We start from the raw sequence: 22,341 nt of genomic DNA on the forward strand, positions 1-22,341 counted from the left end.
TGGCTCGTGTCGACGCCGCTGATGGACGATATCCAGGCCGGGAGCCTGCGGCATATCCTGAATCTCGCCGCCCGGCTCCCGGACGACTGGTCGGGCATGCAAGGCCGCACCACCTTGCAGGAGGACTTCGGCGCACTGCGCTTCCAGCTTGCCTACATGGCCTATGCACTAGGCCTCGCCCACGTACATCGCCTTCCCGCCGCCCCGGCCGTGTTCAGGCAGCCGTTCGACAGCCTGATCGGCAAGATCCTCTCCCCCGATGTCTGGACCTACTGGCACTACGTCGGCACCGGCAACGGCCCGTTCAACAAATCGCTGGGCGAACTGCCCGCGCAGTGGGATCCGGTGGTCAGGGACAACATCATGTACAGCGCCTATGTGCAGAGCATGGCGTTGCTCTATCACTACCTGTTCCGCGACGACAAGTACGCTGCCGAGGGTGCACTGACCTTCTCGGTCAACCCTCTGTTCTGGGGTGAAGGCGGCAAGCATTTTGCGTACGACGAGCGGTCGCTCAACCAGCACCTTTACTGGAGCATGGTCGAGCGTGGCTATCTTGGCATCGCCTGCGAGCCCAATTGCGTATTCCAGATCTGCAACCAGCCTTCGATCCTGGGCTTTCGCTTCCATGACCTCGTCTACGGAGGATCCATCGCAGAGGAAGTGACCACGGGCTACCTGCAGGCCTGGTCCGAGTTCGGCGTACTGAACGACGCCGGCCACTTCAATATGATGGTGCAGGAGCGCGAGCGCCAGGTGATCACGCCCACCAATCTGCCCTGGACGGATTTCTGGATGGCTGCGTTGATGCATGCGTGGAACCCGGATTTCGTGAAGGAGCATTACCCGCGCTTCGTCGCGCAGTGGGTAATCGACGGTCCGGATGGCAGCGCCTGGGTCAAGCCTGCGCCGACGCTCGCCCCCGGCGCTGCGGACCGATCTACGGCGTATGACTTCGGCTGGGCTGCGGTGTGCGCTTCCGAGGTTGGCGATGAAGCCTTGCTCACGCGCCTGCATGCCTATGCCGACGCACGCCTGGACCCGACCTGGCAACACGGCGGCCTCTACTATCCGCGTTGCGACCAACGGCTCGACGAAGACGGCGTGTTGCGTGCCATGGATCCGCATACCGGCAATGCCTTGCTTCCCTATTCACGGCTCAATGTGCCCGGTGGCCTGCGCGCCCTTTATGAAGGGCCATGGCAGGACGAGCATTTCGCGCAGCCCGGCCTGACAGCGGTGACGCCTTCACTCGACGTTCGTCGCGCATGGTTCGATCCGCATATCAACGCCCTGGCACTGACGTTGACCCCGGTGCGAGATACCAGGGCCAAGCCTGAGGCGCGCCTTGAGCTGGACAACGTATGGAACCGCGGCAACTGGCGACTGGAGCGCGACCAGGAACTGCTGGCTTACGGAAAGGCGGACCAGGTCCTCTGGACAAGCCCCAACGTCAGGGTTGAACGGGCACATGAGCAGATGATCGTCGAGCTCGATGTTGTCGACACAACCACGATGGTGCTCTCATGGAACTGAAGGCCAGCCCGGGCGGGGAATTCTCGCTGATCGATCATGACGGCCAGGCCGTGACGCAGGACAGCTATCGCGGGCGCTACCGCCTGGTCTTTTTCGGCTTCACGCATTGCCGAGTGGTCTGCCCGCGCAATCTGGCGCGCTTGTCCCGCATCCTGGAGGTGCTGGGCCCGCGCGCCGAGGAGATCCGCCCCCTCTACGTCAGCGTGGATCCCGAGCGGGATACGCCCGAGATCATGAAGGACTTTCTTGCCAGGAACTATCCGCGCTTCACCGGCCTGACGGGAAGCCGGGCCCAGGTCGATCACGCCAAGCAATCCTTCCGCGTCTTCGCCGAGCGCAAGGCCGATGCCGACGATCCGGACGGCTATGCCGTGCCGCATACCGCCATCACTTACCTGATGGACCGGAGTGGCGGCTATCTCGCGCATTTTCCGGAGAGCCTGCCAGAGCAGGAGGTGCTCCAGCGGATTTCGGCGCTGCTGGATTCGGCAAGCGCCGCAAGCCAGTAAAGACAACCTGAAGCAAGCTGAAGCTTCCCATAAGCCATCCACACTATCACGCGCCACCAATCAAGAGCGCGACGCGGAGACCCCCACGTGGAAACATCCATTGGAGACCTCATCAGGCATTCGGCAGTCAAGTATTCCGATAAGACTGCGCTGATTGTCGATGGGAGGCGTTACTCGTTCACGGAAATCGACACCCTGTCGTCAAATGTGGCTGCCCATTTGATCAGACGCGGGCTTGAGCCAGGGGCGAGGGTGTCGCTCTACTCGCCCAACTGCGCCGAGTGGATCATTGCCTATTACGGGATCCTGAAAGCGGGTTGCGTCGCCAACCCACTCAACCTGATGCTGACCGCGTCCGAGGCACTGTATGCCATCCGCGACTGCCAAGCGGCTGCTGTGTTCGGCCAGCTGGATAAGCTTACAGCGCTTCGCGCGCAGTCCGACAGCGCAGTGCCAGGCCTGATCTCATTTCAGGGTCCGTCCGGCGGGATTGAAAGTTTCGAGGCATGGATCGCCGCCCCGCCAGAGTCGATCGATGGCGAACGCCCTGTCGTCCCCGACGCCATCAGCACGATCGCCTACACATCCGGCACGACGGGCAATCCCAAAGGTGCCGTATTGTCACACCGCTCGATCTTGCTGAATAGCGCGATGACGGCCACGTATCATGTCCGCACCGCGCAGGACACTGTGGTCAGTGCGCTGCCCCTCTCGCACGTCTACGGCAACATCGTCATGAACAGCGCCATCGCCTATGGCATGACGCTGGTGCTCCACAGCACCTTCAAGCCCGAGGACATACTGGGCAGCATCCAGCAGCATCGCGCCACCTTATTTGAAGGCGTGCCGACGATGTATATGTACTTGCTGGACTTCCCGCATCTGGCCGACTACGACCTGTCATCGCTGACCCGCTGCACGGTTGGCGGGCAGACCATGCCGCTGGCCAAAATGGAACAGGTGGAAGCACGGTTCGGGGTTCCCCTGCTCGAGCTGTGGGGCATGACGGAACTTGGCGGCCTGGGTACAACGCACTGCCTCCACGGCCCGCGTCGCCTGGGATCGATCGGTATCCCGCTGCCGTTCATGCAGGCCCGTGTCGTCGGCCCTGGCTCCGCTTTGCCGCTGGCGACCAACGAGGTGGGCGAGCTCGTACTGAAAGGACCGCTGACGATGGAGGGCTACCTGAACGCCCCCGATGCCACCGCCGAAACGCTCGATACAGAAGGCTGGCTGCACACCGGCGACCTGGCCTATGTCGACGCTGACGGGTTCATCTATATCGTCGACCGTCTCAAGGACATGATCATCACCGGCGGCTACAACATCTATCCGGCCGAGCTGGAGCGGGTGCTTTGCGCACACCCCGCAGTGGCCATGGCAACGGTGGTAGGCGTGCCCGATCCAACCAAGGGCGAACTGGCGAAAGCCTTCGTCGTGCTGGCCCGCGGCATGTCCGTTACCCAGGACGAGATCCTGGAGTTCTGCCGGACACGCCTGGCGAACTACAAGGTTCCGAGAATTGTGCAGTTCGTCGATGACCTGCCAAAGACTGCATCCGGAAAAATCTTGCGCCGGCACCTGAAACGCAGTTAACGCAATTCAGAACCCATCCAGGAGGGCCAGATATGGCTTGTTGCCTGCTGGCAATGGTGGCGCTCGGCCCGGGCATCGCCTTGCTGGGCTGGCTACGGCAAATGCTTGGCGGTGCGTCGCGCGCGCCGTGCTGCCCGGCCGGGATACGACGGCGTCGGCCCCGTGCCGCGCTTCTCGTGGCTGCCATGTCGTTGATTTTCCCAGCCGGTGCCGCGCTGGCTGACTACGCATGGGATGCCTGGCTGGCGCATCAAAGCCACTTCAGGCAAGCCGTCGGCCAGTTTGAAGCCGAGCTTCAGGCGTCTCGCTGCAAAGCATCTCCGGCATCAGGCGAGGCGCGGACAGTACCTCCCAACGGCAGCGTAGCACTGCTTTCCCAACACACCGCAAAAATGCGAGGAGACAAATGAAACACGTACCAACAGAACCGGGACGCTTACCATTCGCGATGACGATCCATGGCAAGCGGGTCGAATCGGCGCAAACAGGGGTCGCGCTTAACCCGGCAACCGAGGAGGAAATCTGCCGCTTTCCCATGGCGTCCAGGGACGACCTCGAGGCTGCGGTAGCAGCGGCCCAAGCGGCGTTCCCCCGTTGGGCTGCCACGGCGACAGAAGAGCGGCAGCGCGTGGTCACGGCGCTAGGCGACATTATCGAGCGCAACTTCGAAGCGTTCGCCCAGTTGCTGTGCACGGAGCAAGGCAAGAGCCGTGCCGCAGCCGAATGGGAAATCGGCGGATCGGTTCACTGGTGCCGGGAGATTGCGAAGCAGCGCCTGGACGAAGAAACCGTGGACGTTGGCGGCGATGACGCGGTGGTCACGCGCTACACGCCGATCGGCGTGGTCGCAGGGATCACGCCGTGGAATTTCCCGTTGCTGCTGGCAATCTGGAAGATCGCGCCGGCCCTGGTCGCGGGCAATACGATGGTGCTCAAGCCCTCCCCTTACACACCGCTGTGCACGCTCTGGTTCGGTGAACTCGCGCAAGACGTGCTGCCGCCTGGCGTGCTCAATATCATCTCCGGTGGCAACGAACTGGGGCAATGGCTGACGGAACATCCACATATTGGCAAGATCGCATTCACCGGATCCACCGCAACGGGCAAGAAGGTGATGCAGAGCGCGGCAAGCAACCTGAAACGCCTGACGCTGGAACTGGGGGGCAACGACGCAGCCATCGTGTTGCCGGATGTTGATCCGAGCAAGATCGCCAAAGAGCTGTTCTGGGCATCGTTCGCTAACAGCGCGCAGTTCTGCGTTGCCTGCAAGCGCCTCTACATCCACGAAGAGATCTACGACGAAGTCGCCGAGGCACTGGTCGCTTATGCGAAGAGCGTGACGATGGGCGAATGGACCGGCGCCTACGTCGAACTGGGTCCGCTGCAGAACCGCATGCAATACGACAAGGTGCGGGATCTGCTGGACGACTCGCGGGCACAGGGACACAAGTTCCTGCTCGGTGGCGACCTGCCGGATCGGCCTGGCTACTTCATCCCGGTCACGCTGATCGACAACCCGCCTGAGGATGCGCGCTGCGTCACCGAGGAAGCTTTCGGACCGGTGTTGCCACTGCTGAAGTGGCGCGACCTCGACGATGTCATCGAACGGGCAAACCGCAGCCACTACGGCCTTGCCGCCTCGGTATGGTCGCGCGACACCGACATGGCGCAGCGCATCGCCGCCCGGCTCGAAACGGGAACCGTATGGATCAACCAGGTCCATGTGTTCTCGCCACACGTTGCATTTGGCGGGCACAAGCAATCGGGCATGGGCATCGAGAACTCGCTGCATGGCCTGGCCGAGTACGCCAACTTGCAAACGATCCGCAGCAAGCCATTGGCGGCCTGATGCGGTCCGCTTCATTCGGCAAACCACGATAAGCATTGGAACCTGGGAGTCAGAACTAATGGAGAAAACAACACTGCGGACTGTCATGGCCGCTGTCGTGCGGGAAAAATCGGGGCCGTTCCTGCTTGAGGAGATTGGGCTGGAGGAGCCCCGCGACAACGAGGTGCTGGTCAGGATTCTTGGCACCGGCGTCTGCCACACCGACATGGTGGTGCGCGACCAGTATTTCCCGACCCCATTGCCAGCCGTGCTGGGCCACGAGGGTGCCGGCGTCGTGGAAAGGGTCGGCGCTACTGTCACCAAGGTCGCGCCCGGTGACCATGTCGTGCTGACCTACGCGAGCTGTGGCATCTGCGCGAATTGTCAGAAGGGACTTTATGGGTACTGCCTTGACCTATATGGCAGGAACTTCTCGGGTGCGCGCCCGGATGGTTCCTCGCCGTGCTGCTCGGCGCATGGCGGGCGCCTGAGCGGATATTTCTTCGGCCAGTCGTCGTTTGCGGAATACGCGGTGGCGACGGAGCGCAACGTGGTCAAGGTGCGCAAGGACGTGCCGATCGAGTTGATGGGGCCGCTTGGCTGCGGCATCCAGACCGGAGCCGGTGCGGTGATCAATGCGCTGAAGCCTGGCGCAGGCTCAAGCATCGCCGTGTTCGGTGCAGGCTCGGTTGGACTGGCGGCAGTCATGGCCGCGCGCGTGGTCGGCTGCACCACCATTATCGCCGTCGACATCGTGCCTGAGCGGCTTTCCCTGGCTCAGGAACTGGGCGCCACGCATGTGATCAACAGCGCCGATGGCGATACGATCGCGCAGATTGCGGCAATCAGCGGTGGTGAAGGGGTTCAGTACTCGCTGGAATGCACGGGGATTCCGCGTGTGGTACGCCTGGCAGTGGACTGCTTAAGGCTGACGGGTACCTGCGGATTGATCGGGGTCGCCCCACTAGGTACCGAGATCGCACTGGATCTCAACACGATCCTCTTTGGCCGTTCGGTAAGGGGCATTATCGAAGGGGACAGCATCCCTGACATCTTTATTCCCCAACTGATCGAACTCTGGCGCCAGGGACGTTTCCCGTTTGACAGGCTGCTGCGCAAATACCATCTGTCTGAGATAAACGAGGCGGTAAAAGCGAGCGAACGGGGGGAAGTCCTGAAGGCCATCGTTACTCCCTAAGTGGTTGTCCAGTTCCTGAGCACGCTGCCCTGCGTGCTCGGGTCGATACCTCTACCCTCCCCTTAAATCTTATGAACGTTACCGATATTGCCACCCGATGGCTTGACCAACTCCAGCAACCTGATTCGGTTGCGTTTGCTAACCTTTTCACCGAGGATGGCCTGTATGTCGATCCTTCCTGGGGGCTGGCGCGGCAGGGGCGCGAGTTCGTCCGGCTGCATCACCGCAAATGGCACGCTGCAGTCCCCGACTTCAAAGCCGAGCTCGAGCGGGTGCTTGTCGACGACATGACGGCAACTCTTCTCTACGAAGGGACTGGGACATTCGATGGAGAGTCGCTTGGAGCAGGCGAGAACCTGATGCAGCCAACTCATCGCGCTTTCAAAGCCCGCGCTGTCATTATTCTCGACCTTGACGAAAACGGGCTCGTCAAATGCTGCACCGAATATTATGACCGGTCCATCATGCCAATGGGTGTGAAAACACCTTATGCCGACGATCCACGCGGACTGCAATAGCTATCTTTATCGGGCGCCGCCGTTTTCCCTTTGACAGCATGCTGCGCAAACACGCGATGTTGGGGATAGGGGACTTTGCCGTGTATGACTGTACGCGCCCCTATGAGCTGCATTTCGAAGCCGCCCATGCCATGCGTGACTGAGGATAGCCATGCAGCAGCAGCAATGGGGGGCCACTACCGCCGCCAGGGCGTCAATCGTGACGCCATGGCCAGGAAGGCGCTGGCGGCGCCCTGCCTACCGCGGCCGCGACGTCAGCCAATCCTGGGCGCTGGCCTCGGCCTCGTTGAAGGCTTCGGCGTTCAGGTGCCCCGCTCAGGCATCAACGGGCCGGGCACTGCCGGGCCTGTTGTAGCCACTGTGCGCGCTCCGGCTCCGTCAGCGCATTGAACCACGCCATGCCGGCGTGCGGATCGGCGTCGGCCTCGGCGGCAAAGACGCCGCCGCCGACCTCCTCGCCGTTCTCGAGCAGGCGCAGCCGCCAGCCGCCACCCAGTGCGGCCGGGCGCGGGTCGATTCGTAACGATAGTTGGTCATGGTGGATCCTCGCGGCTCACCGCGCGGCCTCGAACGGGTTCAGCAGGGCGACGCCGAAGTGCGCGAAATCACTGACATTGCGCGTCACGACGGTGAGATGGTTCTGCTTGGCCGTCGCCGCGATCATCGCGTCCTCGTACAAGGTGTCGGAGCGCCGATGCATCAGGCGCGCCCACAGGCGAAAGGTCTCAGCGTCCATCGGCAGCACATTGTAGGTGTCCGCAACCAGATCCACCCACTGCTCGATCTCGTCCGCTTTAGCGCCATCCTGATCCCGCGTAAGCTCGATGCCCGCCTGGATCTCACCCAGGGTCACGGCTGACAGGAACAAGTCGGCGTCCGCGACCGACTGCAGCCAAGCGACCACCGCGCCATGGGGACGCGGCCGGCGCAACTCGGAGATGACATTGGTATCCAACAGGTACATGGCGGTTAGCTGATGGGCTCAATAGGGCGGCGGCGCGCCCCGCCACGGGGCGGCACCAGGAACTCCGTTCGGGCCGTATCAGCGAGCAACAGTTCCTTCAGCGACGGCCTGGCCGCCGCATGCAATCGGCGCCATTCTGCCGCGGACACCAGCACAGCCGCCTCCGCCCCGCGCTTGGTGACCATCTGCGGCCCGTCGGACAGGCAGGCATCGAGAAATTCGCTGAAACGCGCTTTAGCGTCTTGGACTGGCCATGCTTTCATGTTCGCCCCAAGAAAGACTAGTTACCTGACTAGTCTAGACGAATTGGAACGCCATGCCAAGTCCAGCATGTGCAGGCTGCGCCCTAGGTCTGCTCTGTTTTTGTGAGAAGTGACGCCGCCGCGCAACCATCGCCAGTAACATCCGGCGCGCCGGTCAGGGCATCGGTGATCCTCGCCGATCTTGACCGCATGAGCCGCTGACTGGTCGAGCCAAGACGCATGGGCCTTGGGAACGACAAGTTCAAACCCAGTCCGTCCATCACACGCAGGGCGTGCTCGAGATTGACGCCCTTGCCGTTCTCCAGCTTGGACAGCATACAGAGGGGGACACCGCAATGCTGCGGATCGTGCGCAATGCTCGCTGATGTTCAATCCGCTGGGTAACCGCAAGTTCACCTCGTCGTGCGATACGGCCAAGCAGGCCCTGGCCAGCACTGGCGCAAGCTACCAGATCGTCGACGCCGTGCCTGGCACGACCGCGCGAATCCGGATCGGCAACGACATCGTGAATGCCTACGATGCCGGCGGCATCGCACCGGAACAGGCGAAAGCCCAGTCGAATCAGCTGGCGCAGGCACTGCGCACGGCGCTGCACGGGAACGGCTATCCGGCAACGAGCGATCCGAACGCGTTCGACGCGCCGAAGGTCCTGCTCCTGCTGGTACTGTTCTTCGCCAGTTCGATCCTGACGGTGATGACGATCGGGCCTGCCCCGGCCGAGATGTTCCCGACACGCATCCGCTATACCTCAATGGGCGTGCCTTACAACCTGGCTACCGGCTGGGTCGGCGGACTCCTGCCAACCTTTGTGTTCGCCATCTCGGCGCAGACGGGGAATGTCTTCTCCGGGCTGTGGTATCCGCTGGGCTGGACTATCGTGTCGCTGGTCGCGCTCTGGCTTTTCCGCGAGACCCGCGACGTCGATATCACGGCTGACGCCTGACGCGTCCTCAAGCCATCCCATGCAGGTTGCGCCTCCTTGCCGGCCTGTCAGGTACTGAACGCCAGGAGCTGGGCACCCTCTGTCACCTGCTCGCCGATGCCGTACAGCACTTCACTGACGACGCCGTCGGCCGGCGCGCAGATGGTGTGCTCCATTGTCATCGCCTCCATCACCAGCAACGGTGCCCCGCGCGTCACGGTGCTGCCGGCCTCGCCCCTCACGGCGATGATCTTCCCAGGCTGGCGCGGTGAGCTTGCTCCATTGCCCCCCCCCCGACATCCCGGGCTTCTTAACGGCTTCCCTCAACAGCAAAAGCCGTGCTCTCCCGCGTATGCATGAGTTTCGTCAGACCGAAGGGTCCTTTTCTGAATCGTGAATTCCAATGCCGGCGCGCTCCACTTACCGTATCGTGGCGCGGCAACAGAGCGAACGAACAAGAACGGTGCACGCCACGGCGTGGCCAACAAGGAGACGACGATGAAACTGGCCCTCGACAGGCTGCGGCTGCTGGGCGGCAAGCTGGCAATGGTGGCGACCGGCCTGGCGGGCGCGGTTGGCGTGGCGGCAATGGCGGCACCGGGCGCCGCGCTGGCCGCATACCCCGACAAGCCGATCCGGCTGATCGTGCCGGCTGCCGCGGGCGGCACCACGGATATCGCGTCGCGCCTGGTCGGCAAACGCCTGGGCGAGCTGCTAGGCCAGCCGGTGGTGGTGGAAAACCGCGCCGGCGGCGCCGGCATTATCGGCGCGCAGGCGCTCAGGCAGTCTGCCGCCGACGGCTACACCCTGATGATGGGCAATATCGGCCCCAATGCGATCAACTATAGCCTGTACCGGCAGCTGCCCTACCGCGCGGAGGACTTTGCGCCGGTCACCATGGTGGTGTCGGTGCCCAATGTCCTGGTGGTCAATGCCAAGGTGCCGGCGCGTACGGTAGCCGAGCTGGTGGGGCTGGCCAGGGCCCAGCCCGGCAAGCTTTCCTTTGCCTCGTCGGGCACTGGCCAGTCGGTCCATCTGTCCGGCGAGCTGTTCCGCAAGCGCACTGGCACTGACATCATCCATGTGCCCTACAAGGGCGCGGCACCGGCCGTGGCCGACCTGGTCGCCGGCCAGGTCACCATGATGGTGGACAACCTGCCCAGCTCGCTGCCGCATATCCAGTCGGGCAAGCTGCACGCGCTGGCCGTAACCAGTGCCACCCGTGTGCCCGAACTGCCCGATGTGCCCACCATGAAGGAAGCCGGCCTGGACGACTTCCAGGTGACCGCATGGTTCGGCCTGGTGGCTCCAGCCGGCACGCCTTCGGCCGTGATCGACCGGCTGCAGAAGACCGTGTCGGGCATCCTGGCCGAGCCCGAGGTCAAATCGCGCCTGGCGGAGCTGGGCGGCGTGCCCGGCGGCGATACGCCCGCGCACTTCGGCAACTTCATCAAGAGCGAGCGCGAGCGCTGGGCACGCGTGGTCAAGGACACCGGCATTCCGCTGCAATAGCCCACACCGGCCCGCCGACTATTCGGACCGCCACGAGACGCGCGACATGATCGACAAGACTGTGACATCACTGGAGCGGGCAGTGGCTTGCATCCCCGACGGCGCCACCGTGCTGGTGAGCGGCTTCGGCGGCTCTGGCATTCCCGGCGCACTGCTCGACGCACTGCTCGCCCAAGGCGCGTGCGAACTCACCATCGTCAACAACAATGCCGGCAACGGCGACACGGGCATCGCGGCGCTGATCCGCGCCGGGCGCGTACGCAAGGTGGTCTGCTCCCATCCGCGTTCGAGCAATGCCGAAGCCTTCATCGAAGCCTACCGCGCCGGCAAGGTTGCACTGGAATGCGTGCCGCAGGGCACGCTGGTGGAGCGCATGCGCGCCGCCGGCGCCGGACTCGGGCCGTTCTTCACGCCAACCGCCTATGGCACGGCACTGGCCGATGGCAAGGAAACGCGTGAGATCGATGGCGTGGGCTACGTGCTGGAGCAGCCCCTGCGCGGCGACTTCGCGCTGGTCAAGGCGCATCGCGCGGATCGCTGGGGCAACCTCACCTACCGCTATGCGGGCCGCAACTTCGGGCCTGTGATGTGCACCGCAGCCCGCCACACCATCGTCCAGGTCGACCAGATCGTGCCGCTGGGCACGCTGCTGCCGGAACAAGTGATGACGCCTGGCATCTTCGTCGAGGCTGTGGTGCAGACCGGAGAACGCCATGCCGCGTGAGATGCCGCCGATCCAGCAGTTCCGACTCAGCCGCCATGCCATGGCGCGCATCGTGGCCGCCGATATCCCGGACGGCAGCTGCGTCAATCTCGGCATCGGCATGCCGACGGTGATCTCATAATGCACCTCTCACAGTTGAGTGTGGGAATGTTGCCCCCGAAGATGCCCTGAAGTGCGCACCCAGTCCCGCAGTTGCTGTTCCTTGACGGGATCCAGCGTGATCCACCATGGGCCCCGCCCGTCGAGCTTACGAGCGTGGACCACCTGGCGCTCAATCCAGTAATACACGACGTGTGGACTGATGCCTAGTCGGTGAGCGAGTTGCTGGACCGTGAGTTCGTCGGGCCGCATGAAGTTGGTCGCCGCAATCCCGTACCGGTAGCGGATCCATTTGACCATGGAGAGCGTGAACGATTTGCCAGTTGGGCTGCGCAGGCCTTCCTGATTAAGGTGCGCAACGATTTGTGGCTCGGACAAATGTTGCGACAGTTTGCGCACGTGCTCGACGGTTGCAGTGGGATAGCGCACCGCGTCGGCGACCGGCTTGGGCAAAGTCACGGTGGTGTCGGTACAGGTGCCTCCCTGCCAACGCACGTGTAGGACCACCTGTCTGGTTGCGGGCAGTTTCTCGACCGTAATGTCCCGGATGAGCAGTCGCAGCATGCGCTTGCGATCCTTCGCCGGGGTCGCCGGAGCACGCCAGAGGCGCGGCAGATTGTGCGCCAGTGCGAGGATCTGGGCCTTCTGTTCGGGTGTGGCAACGCGCGCCTTCTGGCTCTGGAACTGGGCGGCTTCCGTCTTGATCGCTTCGAGGCGAAGCATCGCGTCATTCCAGCGCCGCTCGAGGGTGCCCGTGACCAGACGGTTGGCGGGATCGCATTCCTGATAGCGACGCTCGGCAAGAGCGACTTCATACTCGGCGCGTTCGATGCGCATATGCCACTGACGCATGATGGCGTGATCCCGCTGCTCGAGTTCGTTCAGGGCGGTCACGGCGAGTTCGAATTCGGCTGGCCGCAGGGCCGCGAGCATTGCTTCGCCGATCGCGTTGTCGAGCAGGTCGCTGCGCACGCTCATGCAATCTCTGGTCGCTAAACCCTGGCGGCGCTGCGCATTGCACAAGTACATTGGGTAGATGCCACCGTTACCCTGGTAGCGCACGGTCAGCGCCCGACCGCAGCAGCCACATAGCAGCAGCCCCTGAAGCAGCGCCAATCCTTCACGCGCCGCACCGCTGAGCACGGTACCTTCGCCGTTGGTTCGGTTGCGCGCCAGGCGTGCCTGGTTGCGCTCGAATTGCTCCGGGGTGATATACCCTTCGTGATGGTCGGGCAGATGGACACGCCAGTCCGCCTTGGGTACCGGCTGCACGCGCTTTTGGACCTCTCCCTGTGGCGTGATGCGTTGCCGGTACTGGTACCGTCCAAAGACATAAATGCCCGCATACGAAGGATTCTTGATCAGGCCGATCACGCGCTCATGGCTCAGGCGCCCCCAGATGAGCCGGCCCGCCCAAGCGCCGCCATAGGCGCGCTTGGGAAAGCGCAAGCCACCTTCGGCAAAGCGCTTGACGACCGCGTATGCGCTGCCGGTCTCTCGAAAGAGATGAAACACCAACTGCACGGCGCCGCGTACCTCGTCATCGGGGTCCAGGACGATGCGGCCGTCGTCGTCATAGCACAAGCCGACTGGCAGTGGAAAGCGCAACTCACCCTTCTGCGCCTTGTTGAGCTTGCCGCCTTGGAGGCGCCCGCGCAAAAAGTGCAATTCGGCCTGTGCCATCGTGCCTTTGAGGCCCAGCAGCAGGCCGTCGTTGAAGTCGCCCGGGTCGTAGCACCCATCGGCGTCGACGACCAAGGTACCGGTGAGCGCGCACAACTCGAGCAGGCGATGCCAGTCCAGATTCGAGCGCGCCAGGCGCGAGACCTCCAGCGCAAACACGGCGCCCACGTGCCCCATCGAGACATCCGCCACCAGCGTCTTGAAATCCTCGCGGCCCGTCATCTGCGCGCCTGACTGACCGAGGTCCCGATCCAGGATCCGGATCGACGTTTGTGGCCAGCCCAATGCCAGCGCCTTGTCGCGCAACGCATACTGGCGCTCCGTGCTCTCCTGATGGTGTCGCACTTGGGCCAGCGTCGATTGGCGGATATAGATGTACGCCGGCTTGCTCTGATGTTGGGGGGTGATCTTGGTGTTCATCGACGGCCTCCTCGGTCAACTCCAGCGCGGGCTCTGCGGTGAGCCAGGCTTCGAGCATGTTGGCGATGAGTACGCCGGCCGATTGCAGGTCGATGGAGTCGGTGAGCGACAGCGGCGACTGGCTCACCGACGCCCCTTATAGCGCCTCGCGGCGGCGTAATAGTTCGCGATTGATCTCGCAGATCTCCTCGATGATCTCGCGGACACGGTGATAGCTCGCCAGGCGTTCGGTGACGTCGGCGAAATCGGCTTGTGGCACGTAGTCCATTTGTGGTCGGCGCCCGGGAAAACTCACCGACAAGTAGTACTTGGGGCCATGACCTGGGCCATCGGCGCACTTGCAGCCAGGCTTGCCACAGCGCTTGTAGCGTTCGATGAGCGAGCCCCGCAAGAGCGTGTCCAACGCCGGCATTTGCTTGAGCAATTGCGCGCGACGCCTGCGTAATGTTGACGACGGAATATCTTCCATTGGCGGACCACGTTAAAAACTGGTCTGATAGTAGGGCAATGAAATGCATTGATCAAGCTCCTTTGGTTGATGACTTCTTGGAGGACGAAGCGGCAAGCTGATCGATCAACGCGATCAGCTCCAGCAGCATTCCCAGATCGAAGCGAGACACAGGGATCTCGCAATCGTCTTCGACAGCAGGCGCGCCCCAGTCGGTCCATTCGCGGGCAATGCTGAAGCTGCCGCACTCGACATGACCCAGCAGCAATGTGTCGACGCCCGCCACCCGGCGCGTCTTCAGGACCGGATAACGCTGGCCCCGGAGCGGATGAAACGGATGGCGGATCTCAGCCCATCCCAAATGCTCGTTGAGCGCTTGTGCAGTTCGCGCTGACCGTCCCGACGCTGGTGTCTGACCAGTTGCCGCCGGACCGGGAGATCATCCTGCACAGCGAGAACGGCATCCTCGGCATGGGTCCGATGATCCGCGAGGGCGCAACCGATCCTGACCTGATCAACGCCAGCAAGGCGCCGATCGGGCTGCTGGCGGGCGCTTCCATCTCCGACCATGCCGTGTCCTTCGCGATGATGCGCGGCGGCCATATCGACATCACGGTGCTGGGCGGCTTCCAGGTCTCCGCCACGGGCGACCTGGCCAACTGGTCGACCGGCGGCCCCGATGCGATTCCCGCAGTAGGCGGTGCCATGGACCTGGTGGTAGGGGCGCCGAGGCTTTTCGTGATGATGGAGCACGTTACCCACGACGGCCAGCCTAAGATCGTTGATCGCTGCAGTTATCCGCTCACCGGCATCGGCGTGGTGCATCGCATCTACACCGATCTGGCGGTGATCGACGTGCAGCCCGGCGGAGGGTTGCTGGTCACTGGCCTGGCCGAGGGAGTGCCCTTCGACACGGTGGCGGCGCTGAGCGCGGCACCGCTCGTACTGGCGGCGCAGTGCCGGGTGTTGTGCTAGTGGCCAACACCCGATCGCCCATCGCTGGGCGCTGAAGCTACTGCCGGCACGGCACAAAGTGTGTTTGTCGTCGCAAGTGCCCAGTGGGAAGGAGCTGGCGCATGGACGAGACCTACATGTACGACATCAACACCAAACGGGAAACGCCCATCGTCGTTCTCCGGGTCAAGTACCTGAACGACATCGTCGAGCAGGACGATGGGCGACGCAGGCCGCAGTGCTGGCCAGTGCCTCGAACCACTGGCTGCGCCACACCGCCGGCTCGCACGTGACCGACCAGCGGGTTGACCTGCGATTGTGCTCGACAACGTTGGACGTGCCTCGATCGCTACCAGCGCTTACCTGCACAACGAAGCGGATGCGCGGCACGAGGCCACCCAAGAGCGACTTCGTACACGGTGGATCCACAGGACGTAGGCTCTCCGCTTCGTCTGTGCCGTTTGCGTGGCCTGACTATCGCAAATGACAGAACCTGCACCGTCAAACTGGTCCCATCGATAGGACCACCCGGTTCCATTGAGTCGCACAGCGGCGAGGCATAGAGTCCCACTGACTCCTTCGGGAGAAGAAACAGCCGTGGAGACAGACATGCCCTTCAGCAGAAGAAAGATTCTCGCCAGCACTGCGCTGGCCGCCCTGTCCGTGATGGCCCCCGTGGCGCAGGCCGCGGCGGACAAGCCGATCACAATCGTGGTCGGCAGCCCCGCCGGCGGCACCACCGATGCACTGGCGCGCCTGATCGCCCGTTCGATGGGCGAGACGCTGCAGCGTACCGTTGTCGTCGACAACAAGCCCGGCGCCGGCGGCAATATCGCCGCGCAATTCGTGGCGCGCAGCACCCCGGACGGCAGCACGCTGCTAATGAGCTTCACCGGCCATACCATCAACGCGTCGCTTTACAAGAACCTGCCGTTCGACGCGGTCAAGGACTTCACGCCGATCTCGATGGTCGCGCGCGTGCCGAGCGTGCTGGTGGCGCGCAAGAACGTGCCGTTCGACACCACCGCAGGCCTGATCGACTACGCGAAGCGCAATCCGGGCAAGCTTAGCTTTGCCATCGGTGCGCAGGGGTCGTCGCTGCACCTGGCCAGCGAGCAGTTCAAGCTGCAGACCGGCACCGACATCCTCAACATTCCCTACAAAGGCACGAACCCCGCACTGACCGACCTGCTCGGCGGCACTGTGGACCTGATGTTCGCCAGCACCGTCAACGTGCTGCCACATGCCAGGACCGGCGCACTCAAGATCCTCGGCGTCAGCAGCAAGGAGCCGTTGCCACAGTTTCAGGGCGTGCCGGCCGTCGGCAGCACCGTGAAGGGCTTCGAGTCGTCGGCATGGTTTGGCCTGTTCGGCCCCGCCAGGCTGCCGCAGGCGGTCACCGACCAGATCTATCGTGCCGTGAAGATCGCCGTGGAAGATCCCGCCTACAAGCAGCGGATGGAAACCGAGGCCGCCACCGCGGTGAGCATGACGCCGCAGGCGTTCGCGCAGTTCGTGCGCAAGGATATCCAGCACTGGGCCAAGGTCATCCAGGCATCGGGCACGCGGGTGGAATGATGGCGCAGAAGCTGGCACAGACGTCGGCACAGACACTGGCGCAGAAGCTGCTGGCCCGCGCGGCCGGCCGCGACCAGGTCACGCCGGGCGAGATCATCAATTGTCGCGTGGACCTGGCGATGATGCACGATTCGGGCGGCCCGCGCCGCGTGCAGCCGCTGCTGCAAAAAATCGGCGCCAAAGTATGGGATCCGGCCAAGGTCGTGGTGGTGACCGATCACTACGTGCCGGCCCATGACCAGGACAGCCGCAAGATCGTCCAGATCGCGCGCGACTGGGTCAGGGACACCGGCGTGGCGCGCTTCCACGACATGGAAGGCATCTGCCACGTGGTGGTGCCGCAGAAAGGCTACCTGCGTCCCGGCATGTTCGCCGTGGGCGGCGACAGCCATTCGTCGACGGGCGGCGCGTTCGGCGTCTACATGTTTGGCATCGGCGCCACCGAGATGCTAGGCGTGCTGGTGACCGGCGAGATCTGGGTGCGGGTGCCGCAGACCATCCGCATGCAATGGCACGGCCAGCTGCGCGCCGGCGTGTCGGCCAAGGACATGATGCTGCGTATGTGCACGCAGTTCGGCATGGACGGCGGCCAGTACCAGGCCGTGGAGTACACGGGTGCCGCGGTGTCGGCATTGTCGATGCAGGAACGGATGACGCTGGCGAACATGACCGCCGAGCTGGGCGCGCAGGTCGGACTGGTCCCTCCTGACTCGGTCACACGCGACTGGCTGCTGGCAGCGGGCGTCGACGCAGCGTCCATCGATATCGATGCCTGGCAGTCCGATGCCGATGCCGCCTGCCTCGCCACGCACGACTTCGACGCCGCGTCGCTGGCGCCGCAGGTGTCGCGGCCCGGTACGCCTGCCGATGCCTGCGACGTCGATACCCTCGGCAACGTGGCGGTCGATATCGCCTATATCGGCGCCTGCACGGGCGCCAAGCTCGAAGACCTGCGCATGGCGGCCGAGGTGTTGCGCGGCCAGCGCGTGGCACGCAATACCCGGCTGCTGGTGGCGCCGGCAAGCGCCGCTGACCAGGCGCAAGCCGCGCAGGAAGGCACGCTCGGCGCACTGCTGGACGCCGGGGCCGAACTGCTGCCGAACGCGTGCGGCGCCTGCGCCGGTTACGGCGAACACCGCTTTGGCGAAGACACCGTGGTGATCAGCGCCACGGCACGCAATTTCAAGGGGCGCATGGGCGCCGCATCGTCGCAGGTCTACCTGGGCTCGCCCTACACGGTGGCCGCGTCGGCGATTGCGGGCCGAATCGCCGATCCACGGGAGAGGCTGGCGTGAATCAACGCACTGCGCAATATACCGGTCGCGCCTGGGTATTTGGCGACGACATCAATACCGACCTGCTCGCGCCAGGCGCCTACATGAAGTTCGGCATCGACGAGATCGCCCGCCATTGCATGGAACAGGTCGATCCCTCCTTCGCCACCGCGGTGCAGCCCGGCGACATCGTGTTCGGCGGGCGCAACTTTGGCGCGGGATCCTCGCGCGAGCAGGCCGTGGAGGTGCTGCGCCATCTCGGCGTTGCCGCCGTCGTGGCGCCCTCGTTCGCCGGCCTGTTTTATCGCAATGGCTTCAACCTGGGCCTGCCCCTGCTAACGTGCCCCGCGCTGCCGCGGATGGCCACCGGCCGGCGCGTCGGCTGCGACATCGGCACAGCGCAGGTCATCGTCGAAGACCATTCGCCGCTACAATGCGAGCCGATTCCGCCACACCTGGTGGCTATGATCCGCGACGGCGGACTCGTGCCGCACCTGATGCGCAAGATCGCGACAGGCCAACTCTCCGTGACCGAAACCACATCATGACGCTGAAGCAACGCCTGCAACAACCCGGCATCGTTACCGCACCGGGCGTCTACGACGCCTTTTCGGCCCTGCTGGTCGAGCAGGCCGGATTCCAGGCCGCCTACCTGTCGGGCGCCAGCCTCGCCTATACGCGCTTCGGTCGGCCGGACATCGGCTTCCTGTCGCTCGACGACGTGGCGTCCGTCACCCGCAATATCCGTGAACGCGTGGCGCTGCCGTTGATCGTCGATGCCGATACCGGTTTCGGCAACGCGCTCAACGTGATGCAGACCGTACGCGTGCTGGAGCGCGCCGGGGCATCGGCAATCCAGCTCGAAGACCAGGCGATGCCGAAGCGCTGCGGGCACCTCGACGGCAAGTCAGTGATTGCCGCAACCGAGATGGCGGGCAAGATCCGCGCAGCCTGCGACGCTCGCCGTGATGCGAACACACTGGTCATCGCACGCACCGACGCCGTGGCCGTGGAGGGTATGGAGGCGGCGCTCGAACGCGCCGAGCGCTATGCCGAGGCCGGCGCCGACGTTTTGTTTGTGGAAGCACTGCGCAGCCGCGATGACATGAGCGCCGCCATCGCGCGGCTGGGCGGCCGCGCGCCGCTGCTGGCCAATATGGTCGAAGGGGGCAAGACGCCCGTGCTGCCCGCGCCGGAGCTGGAGGAAATCGGCTTCCGCATCGTGATCTTCCCCGGCGGGACCGTGCGGGCCCTGAGCTTCGCGCTGCGTGACTACCTGCAAAGCCTGGCCTCGCACGGCACCACCACGCCGTACCTGGATCGGATGCTGTCATTCCAGGCGCTCAACGAGATGATCGGCACGCCGCAGATGCTGGCGCTGGGCAAGCGATACGAATAGGCCGCCTGAACTCGGCCCCGGTAGCACTTGTCGCCGAGGCACCGAGGGCGTACCGTGGCGGCATGGCCGCCCAAGGCCGCACAAGGCCGCAGGTCGCCCCATCCGCCCATGTCACTCGACGCCAATCCCGACCTGCCCCGCTTCCAGCAGGTCCGCCTGATCCTGCGCGACCGCATCCGGAGCGGCTTCTACGAAACGGGGATGCCCTTGCCCGGGGAGCGGCAACTTGCCGAAGAATTCGGCGTGGCGCGCGTGACGGTACGCTCGGCGCTGGCGCGATTGCAGGAGGAGGGCCTGGTCGCCCGGCTGCGGGGCAAGGGCACGGTGCCGACCTTCCGGCACGATGCACCGGCCGCCTCCGTGCGCAGCGGACTGCTCGACAACATCGTCAGTGTCAGCATGCGCACGCGCGTGACCGTGCTCGAATGGAAGCGAATGCCGGCGCCGCCGGCCGTCAGTGCAGCGCTGGGCCTGGCCCCCGGGGCGCCCGTGCTCAAGGTGGTGCGCGTGCGCAAGTTCAAGGCGCAGCCGATTGCCTATACCGAGGTGTTCGTTCCCGGCGAGCTGGCCGGCGCGCTCGATCGCCATACTTTGCAGGACACGCCAATGCTCGTGGCGCTGGAGCGGCATGGGGTGGAAGTTGTCTCTGCCGACCAGACCCTCGGTGCCGCCGTGGCCGACCTCGACGTGGCGCGCATCCTGCGCATCGCCCCCGGCGTGCCGCTGTTGCGTGTGTCGCGCGTCGTCTCGGACCGGCATGGCAGGCCCGTGCAGTTCCTGGTCGGCCTCTATCACCCGGAGCGTTACACGTACCAGATGCGCTTGTCGCGCGTGGGCGCGTCCACGCGCGTCTGGATCGATGCCGATGCTTCCAATACGACCGAGCCGGGCGCCTGACGCTGCTGGCGCCCGGGCGGTTCTCGATCACGACCGGCTGGCCGAGCTGCTCCTGCAGCTGGGGTCCGAGGGTGCGCGCGACGGTGTCGACGGATCCGCCTGGCGGAAACGGCACCACCAGCCTGATCGGTCCCGACGGGTAAGTGCCCGTGGCCCTTGACGCGAACGGCACGGCACCGGCCGCCAGCGCCAGGGCGCCGCCGCACAGCGCCAGGGCCTGACGCCGGCTGATCTCGCGGGGCCCCGCTTGCGGGGCTTCGCCTTGCTTGGTCTTCATGGGGGTTCTCCTTGCGGCGGGGGTCAGGTGCGGATCGCGAAAGGATCGCGCACCTCGTCGGAGAAATCGATCATCACATTGCGGGTGGTCAGGTATTCGCGCAAGCCGGCCTCGCCGCGTTCACGGCCGATGCCGGACTCCTTGAAGCCCCCGAAGGGTGCCTGGGCGGCGATGGCGCGATAGGTGTTGACCCAGACCGAGCCGCATTGCAGCTGCCGCGACACGCGCATGACGCACGAGAGATCGCGCGACCACAGGCCGGCGGCGAGCCCGTAGCGGCTGTCATTGGCCAACTGTACGGCCTCGTCTTCGGTATCGAACGGGATGATCGCCAGCACGGGGCCCGAAGATCTCTTCCTGTGCGAGTTGGCTGCCGTTGTCGACGTCGGTAAAAATGGTCGGCTCGATGAAATAGCCCTGCCCCAGCCCGGCGCCTTCGGCACGGCGCCCGCCGGTGACCAGCCGCGCACCGGCCTCCCTGGCCTGCTCGATGGCGGCCAGGATGCGGCGGAACTGCGGTTCGTTGGCGACGGTGCCCATTTCGGTGGCGGGATCGAGCGGATCGCCCATACGGATATTGCGCGCGCGCTCCGCCAGGCGCGGCACCACCTGGTCCAGCACCCCCCGCTGCACCAGCAGCCGCGAACCGGCGACGCAGGTCTGGCCGGTGGCGCCAAAGATGCCGGCCAGTGCGCCGACCACGGCCTTGTCCAGGTCGGCATCGTCAAAGATGATGTTCGGCGACTTGCCGCCAAGCTCCAGCTTGACGGGCACCAGCCGGCGCCCGGCCATGGCGGCAATCTCGCGCCCGACCTGCGGGCTGCCGGTAAAGCTCACCAGCGCGACGCCGGGATCCTCCACCAGCGCCCGCCCGGTTTCGGCGCCGCCGGTCACTACGTTGAACACGCCCGGCGGGAAGCCGGCTTCCTCCACCAGCGCGGCAAACTCCAGCGTCGATGCCGACGCATGCTCGGACGGCTTGACCACCACGCAGTTGCCGGCGGCAAGCGGCGGGGCGAGCTTGTTGGCCAGCAACGCCAGCGGCGAATTCCACGCCGTGATCAGCGCCACCACGGCAAAGGGCTCGAGCGAGAGGTAGTCAAGCGTGTTCGGCTGATCTAGCGGCACATGCTGGCCGAATAGCTTGTCGGCATAGCCCGCGAAGTAGCGCAACTGGCGGCCGACCCACAGCATCTGCGGGCGGGTTTCCCGCACGATCTTGCCGTTGTCGGTGCTTTCGATGCGCGACAAGCGGGCTGCCTGGCTTTCGATCAGCGTGGCCAGCTTCAGCATCATCTCGGCGCGCCGGACGCCCGGCGTATCCCGCCAGACTTCACGGAAGGCGCGATTGGCGGCTGCCACCGCGGCGGCTACGTCTTCGGCACTGGCATCGGGGATCTCGGCCCAGACCTGGGACGTGAAAGGATTGGTGCTTTGCAGCATACGGCCGCTGGCCGGTGGGATGCGACGCCCGGCCACATGCAAGTGATACGTCTGGACCACTGTTGTCTCCTCGTTATCTTGTATTTGTCGGCGAGGCCGGGCGTTCTGCATGGCGTACCGGCGTCGCTTGCGTCATGGCAAATCAGTGGAGGGAGTATAGGGACGCGGTTTTCCCGGCGTCTAATACCGTTTTGCTCATTCAGTTATCTGAAGACGTCGTATTTCGCTGCGTGGCGGCGCCAACACCCGTTGGCAAGAAAAATGGCCCGCCCGGGAATCGCCGGGCGGGCCAAGCCATG

The 22,341-nt window shown here is 64.4% G+C and carries 25 protein-coding genes and 1 pseudogene; 17 read left to right on the top strand and 9 right to left on the bottom strand.

What is annotated here, in order from left to right:
- Positions 1 to 6 precede the first annotated feature (6 nt).
- The 6 genes from ABNX08_RS42050 to ABNX08_RS42075 all read left to right on the top strand — a co-directional run bounded on the left by ABNX08_RS42050 (position 7) and on the right by ABNX08_RS42075 (position 7,185).
- Entirely contained in the window at positions 7 to 1,536 is a 1,530-nt protein-coding gene (locus ABNX08_RS42050) for a hypothetical protein (RefSeq protein WP_349608136.1), read from the top strand.
- Entirely contained in the window at positions 1,527 to 2,045 is a 519-nt protein-coding gene (locus ABNX08_RS42055) for an SCO family protein (protein ID WP_349608138.1), read from the top strand. Before ABNX08_RS42050 ends, ABNX08_RS42055 begins: the two co-directional genes overlap by 10 nt.
- An 87-nt stretch (positions 2,046 to 2,132) precedes the next feature.
- The gene (locus ABNX08_RS42060; RefSeq protein ID WP_349608140.1) at positions 2,133 to 3,641 is read left to right on the top strand and encodes an AMP-binding protein; all 1,509 of its coding nucleotides are present in this window, start codon (positions 2,133 to 2,135) and stop codon (positions 3,639 to 3,641) included.
- 448 nt (positions 3,642 to 4,089) lie between these two features.
- The gene (locus ABNX08_RS42065) at positions 4,090 to 5,490 is read left to right on the top strand and encodes an aldehyde dehydrogenase family protein (protein WP_349608153.1); all 1,401 of its coding nucleotides are present in this window, start codon (positions 4,090 to 4,092) and stop codon (positions 5,488 to 5,490) included.
- A gap of 58 nt (positions 5,491 to 5,548) precedes the next feature.
- Positions 5,549 to 6,667: an NAD(P)-dependent alcohol dehydrogenase gene (locus ABNX08_RS42070; protein ID WP_022540460.1), complete on the top strand. Its 1,119-nt coding sequence runs from the start codon at positions 5,549 to 5,551 to the stop codon at positions 6,665 to 6,667.
- 71 nt (positions 6,668 to 6,738) lie between these two features.
- The gene (locus tag ABNX08_RS42075; RefSeq protein ID WP_349608142.1) at positions 6,739 to 7,185 is read left to right on the top strand and encodes a nuclear transport factor 2 family protein; all 447 of its coding nucleotides are present in this window, start codon (positions 6,739 to 6,741) and stop codon (positions 7,183 to 7,185) included.
- 553 nt (positions 7,186 to 7,738) lie between these two features.
- Here the strand turns inward: ABNX08_RS42075 and ABNX08_RS42080 are convergent.
- The 3 genes from ABNX08_RS42080 to ABNX08_RS42090 form a co-directional block, all read right to left on the bottom strand.
- On the bottom strand, positions 7,739 to 8,149 hold the full coding sequence (locus ABNX08_RS42080; protein WP_349608144.1) for a type II toxin-antitoxin system VapC family toxin: 411 nt from the start codon (positions 8,147 to 8,149) through the stop codon (positions 7,739 to 7,741).
- 5 nt (positions 8,150 to 8,154) lie between these two features.
- Entirely contained in the window at positions 8,155 to 8,412 is a 258-nt protein-coding gene (locus tag ABNX08_RS42085; protein WP_349608146.1) for a type II toxin-antitoxin system Phd/YefM family antitoxin, read from the bottom strand.
- Positions 8,413 to 8,495: 83 nt separating this feature from the next.
- Positions 8,496 to 8,729 carry a hypothetical protein gene (locus tag ABNX08_RS42090; protein WP_349608148.1) on the bottom strand — a complete coding sequence of 78 codons (234 nt, stop codon included), beginning with the start codon at positions 8,727 to 8,729 and terminating at the stop codon, positions 8,496 to 8,498.
- A gap of 47 nt (positions 8,730 to 8,776) precedes the next feature.
- Between ABNX08_RS42090 and ABNX08_RS42095 the strand changes: the two genes are divergently transcribed.
- Positions 8,777 to 9,355: a hypothetical protein gene (locus ABNX08_RS42095; protein ID WP_349608149.1), complete on the top strand. Its 579-nt coding sequence runs from the start codon at positions 8,777 to 8,779 to the stop codon at positions 9,353 to 9,355.
- A 47-nt stretch (positions 9,356 to 9,402) separates the two neighbouring features.
- On the opposite strand, the pseudogene ABNX08_RS42100 reads toward ABNX08_RS42095, so the two are convergent.
- Positions 9,403 to 9,597, bottom strand: a pseudogene (locus ABNX08_RS42100) (acetyl-CoA carboxylase biotin carboxyl carrier protein subunit); the annotation flags it as partial.
- 283 nt (positions 9,598 to 9,880) lie between these two features.
- On the opposite strand from ABNX08_RS42100, the gene ABNX08_RS42105 reads away from it, so the two are divergent.
- Genes ABNX08_RS42105 through ABNX08_RS42115 form a run of 3 tightly spaced genes read left to right on the top strand, consistent with a single transcriptional unit; the run spans position 9,881 to position 11,691 of the window.
- Positions 9,881 to 10,846 (top strand): tripartite tricarboxylate transporter substrate binding protein, encoded by a 966-nt coding sequence (locus ABNX08_RS42105; protein ID WP_041682435.1) that lies wholly within the window; start codon positions 9,881 to 9,883, stop codon positions 10,844 to 10,846.
- A gap of 46 nt (positions 10,847 to 10,892) precedes the next feature.
- A complete protein-coding gene (locus tag ABNX08_RS42110) occupies positions 10,893 to 11,570 on the top strand; it encodes a 3-oxoacid CoA-transferase subunit A (protein ID WP_349608151.1) in 678 nt (225 codons plus the stop codon).
- On the top strand, positions 11,560 to 11,691 hold the full coding sequence (locus ABNX08_RS42115; protein WP_349608157.1) for a hypothetical protein: 132 nt from the start codon (positions 11,560 to 11,562) through the stop codon (positions 11,689 to 11,691). The genes ABNX08_RS42110 and ABNX08_RS42115 overlap by 11 nt, the downstream gene beginning before the upstream one ends.
- Positions 11,692 to 11,699: 8 nt before the next feature.
- Here ABNX08_RS42115 and ABNX08_RS42120 read toward each other — a convergent pair whose 3' ends face one another.
- The 3 genes from ABNX08_RS42120 to ABNX08_RS42130 form a co-directional block, all read right to left on the bottom strand.
- Positions 11,700 to 13,772 carry a recombinase family protein gene (locus ABNX08_RS42120; protein ID WP_374063770.1) on the bottom strand — a complete coding sequence of 691 codons (2,073 nt, stop codon included), beginning with the start codon at positions 13,770 to 13,772 and terminating at the stop codon, positions 11,700 to 11,702.
- A gap of 136 nt (positions 13,773 to 13,908) precedes the next feature.
- Positions 13,909 to 14,241: a DUF6788 family protein gene (locus ABNX08_RS42125; RefSeq protein WP_349609875.1), complete on the bottom strand. Its 333-nt coding sequence runs from the start codon at positions 14,239 to 14,241 to the stop codon at positions 13,909 to 13,911.
- A gap of 52 nt (positions 14,242 to 14,293) precedes the next feature.
- Positions 14,294 to 14,581 (bottom strand): DUF5372 family protein, encoded by a 288-nt coding sequence (locus tag ABNX08_RS42130; RefSeq protein WP_374063771.1) that lies wholly within the window; start codon positions 14,579 to 14,581, stop codon positions 14,294 to 14,296.
- A 17-nt stretch (positions 14,582 to 14,598) separates the two neighbouring features.
- Here ABNX08_RS42130 and ABNX08_RS42135 point away from each other — a divergent pair, with 17 nt between their 5' ends.
- The 7 genes from ABNX08_RS42135 (at position 14,599) to ABNX08_RS42165 (ending at position 20,322) form a co-directional block, all read left to right on the top strand.
- Positions 14,599 to 15,195: a CoA-transferase gene (locus ABNX08_RS42135; protein WP_349606840.1), complete on the top strand. Its 597-nt coding sequence runs from the start codon at positions 14,599 to 14,601 to the stop codon at positions 15,193 to 15,195.
- Between the two features lie 101 nt (positions 15,196 to 15,296).
- Positions 15,297 to 15,467 (top strand): hypothetical protein, encoded by a 171-nt coding sequence (locus ABNX08_RS42140; protein WP_349606846.1) that lies wholly within the window; start codon positions 15,297 to 15,299, stop codon positions 15,465 to 15,467.
- 316 nt (positions 15,468 to 15,783) lie between these two features.
- Entirely contained in the window at positions 15,784 to 16,752 is a 969-nt protein-coding gene (locus ABNX08_RS42145) for a tripartite tricarboxylate transporter substrate binding protein (protein WP_349606838.1), read from the top strand.
- The gene (locus ABNX08_RS42150; RefSeq protein ID WP_349606836.1) at positions 16,749 to 18,047 is read left to right on the top strand and encodes a 3-isopropylmalate dehydratase large subunit; all 1,299 of its coding nucleotides are present in this window, start codon (positions 16,749 to 16,751) and stop codon (positions 18,045 to 18,047) included. The genes ABNX08_RS42145 and ABNX08_RS42150 overlap by 4 nt, the downstream gene beginning before the upstream one ends.
- Positions 18,044 to 18,574 (top strand): 3-isopropylmalate dehydratase small subunit, encoded by a 531-nt coding sequence (locus ABNX08_RS42155; RefSeq protein WP_022540473.1) that lies wholly within the window; start codon positions 18,044 to 18,046, stop codon positions 18,572 to 18,574. The genes ABNX08_RS42150 and ABNX08_RS42155 overlap by 4 nt, the downstream gene beginning before the upstream one ends.
- The gene (locus tag ABNX08_RS42160; RefSeq protein ID WP_022540474.1) at positions 18,571 to 19,425 is read left to right on the top strand and encodes an oxaloacetate decarboxylase; all 855 of its coding nucleotides are present in this window, start codon (positions 18,571 to 18,573) and stop codon (positions 19,423 to 19,425) included. Before ABNX08_RS42155 ends, ABNX08_RS42160 begins: the two co-directional genes overlap by 4 nt.
- Positions 19,426 to 19,533: 108 nt before the next feature.
- A complete protein-coding gene (locus ABNX08_RS42165) occupies positions 19,534 to 20,322 on the top strand; it encodes a GntR family transcriptional regulator (protein ID WP_349606834.1) in 789 nt (262 codons plus the stop codon).
- Positions 20,323 to 20,622: 300 nt separating this feature from the next.
- On the opposite strand, the gene ABNX08_RS42170 is transcribed toward ABNX08_RS42165, so the two are convergent.
- Together ABNX08_RS42170 and ABNX08_RS42175 are read right to left on the bottom strand one after the other, a co-directional pair.
- Positions 20,623 to 20,937 (bottom strand): aldehyde dehydrogenase family protein, encoded by a 315-nt coding sequence (locus ABNX08_RS42170; RefSeq protein ID WP_349606832.1) that lies wholly within the window; start codon positions 20,935 to 20,937, stop codon positions 20,623 to 20,625.
- Positions 20,882 to 22,102 (bottom strand): aldehyde dehydrogenase family protein, encoded by a 1,221-nt coding sequence (locus ABNX08_RS42175; protein WP_349606830.1) that lies wholly within the window; start codon positions 22,100 to 22,102, stop codon positions 20,882 to 20,884. Before ABNX08_RS42175 ends, ABNX08_RS42170 begins: the two co-directional genes overlap by 56 nt.
- Positions 22,103 to 22,341 lie beyond the last annotated feature (239 nt).

This window comes from Cupriavidus sp. DF5525 (assembly GCF_040149425.2).
Taxonomy (GTDB): domain Bacteria; phylum Pseudomonadota; class Gammaproteobacteria; order Burkholderiales; family Burkholderiaceae; genus Cupriavidus; species Cupriavidus pickettii_A.

Coding starts and splice junctions, on each gene's coding strand:
- ABNX08_RS42055 (WP_349608138.1), top strand. CDS start 1,527: ATGGAACTGAAGGCCAGCCCGGGCGGGGAATTCTCGCTGATCGATCAT.
- ABNX08_RS42065 (WP_349608153.1), top strand. CDS start 4,090: ATGACGATCCATGGCAAGCGGGTCGAATCGGCGCAAACAGGGGTCGCG.
- ABNX08_RS42070 (WP_022540460.1), top strand. CDS start 5,549: ATGGAGAAAACAACACTGCGGACTGTCATGGCCGCTGTCGTGCGGGAA.
- ABNX08_RS42075 (WP_349608142.1), top strand. CDS start 6,739: ATGAACGTTACCGATATTGCCACCCGATGGCTTGACCAACTCCAGCAA.
- ABNX08_RS42080 (WP_349608144.1), bottom strand. CDS start 8,149: ATGTACCTGTTGGATACCAATGTCATCTCCGAGTTGCGCCGGCCGCGT.
- ABNX08_RS42085 (WP_349608146.1), bottom strand. CDS start 8,412: ATGAAAGCATGGCCAGTCCAAGACGCTAAAGCGCGTTTCAGCGAATTT.
- ABNX08_RS42090 (WP_349608148.1), bottom strand. CDS start 8,729: ATGCTGTCCAAGCTGGAGAACGGCAAGGGCGTCAATCTCGAGCACGCC.
- ABNX08_RS42095 (WP_349608149.1), top strand. CDS start 8,777: ATGTTCAATCCGCTGGGTAACCGCAAGTTCACCTCGTCGTGCGATACG.
- ABNX08_RS42105 (WP_041682435.1), top strand. CDS start 9,881: ATGGTGGCGACCGGCCTGGCGGGCGCGGTTGGCGTGGCGGCAATGGCG.
- ABNX08_RS42110 (WP_349608151.1), top strand. CDS start 10,893: ATGATCGACAAGACTGTGACATCACTGGAGCGGGCAGTGGCTTGCATC.
- ABNX08_RS42115 (WP_349608157.1), top strand. CDS start 11,560: ATGCCGCGTGAGATGCCGCCGATCCAGCAGTTCCGACTCAGCCGCCAT.
- ABNX08_RS42120 (WP_374063770.1), bottom strand. CDS start 13,772: ATGAACACCAAGATCACCCCCCAACATCAGAGCAAGCCGGCGTACATC.
- ABNX08_RS42125 (WP_349609875.1), bottom strand. CDS start 14,241: ATGGAAGATATTCCGTCGTCAACATTACGCAGGCGTCGCGCGCAATTG.
- ABNX08_RS42140 (WP_349606846.1), top strand. CDS start 15,297: ATGGACGAGACCTACATGTACGACATCAACACCAAACGGGAAACGCCC.
- ABNX08_RS42145 (WP_349606838.1), top strand. CDS start 15,784: ATGCCCTTCAGCAGAAGAAAGATTCTCGCCAGCACTGCGCTGGCCGCC.
- ABNX08_RS42150 (WP_349606836.1), top strand. CDS start 16,749: ATGATGGCGCAGAAGCTGGCACAGACGTCGGCACAGACACTGGCGCAG.
- ABNX08_RS42160 (WP_022540474.1), top strand. CDS start 18,571: ATGACGCTGAAGCAACGCCTGCAACAACCCGGCATCGTTACCGCACCG.
- ABNX08_RS42165 (WP_349606834.1), top strand. CDS start 19,534: ATGTCACTCGACGCCAATCCCGACCTGCCCCGCTTCCAGCAGGTCCGC.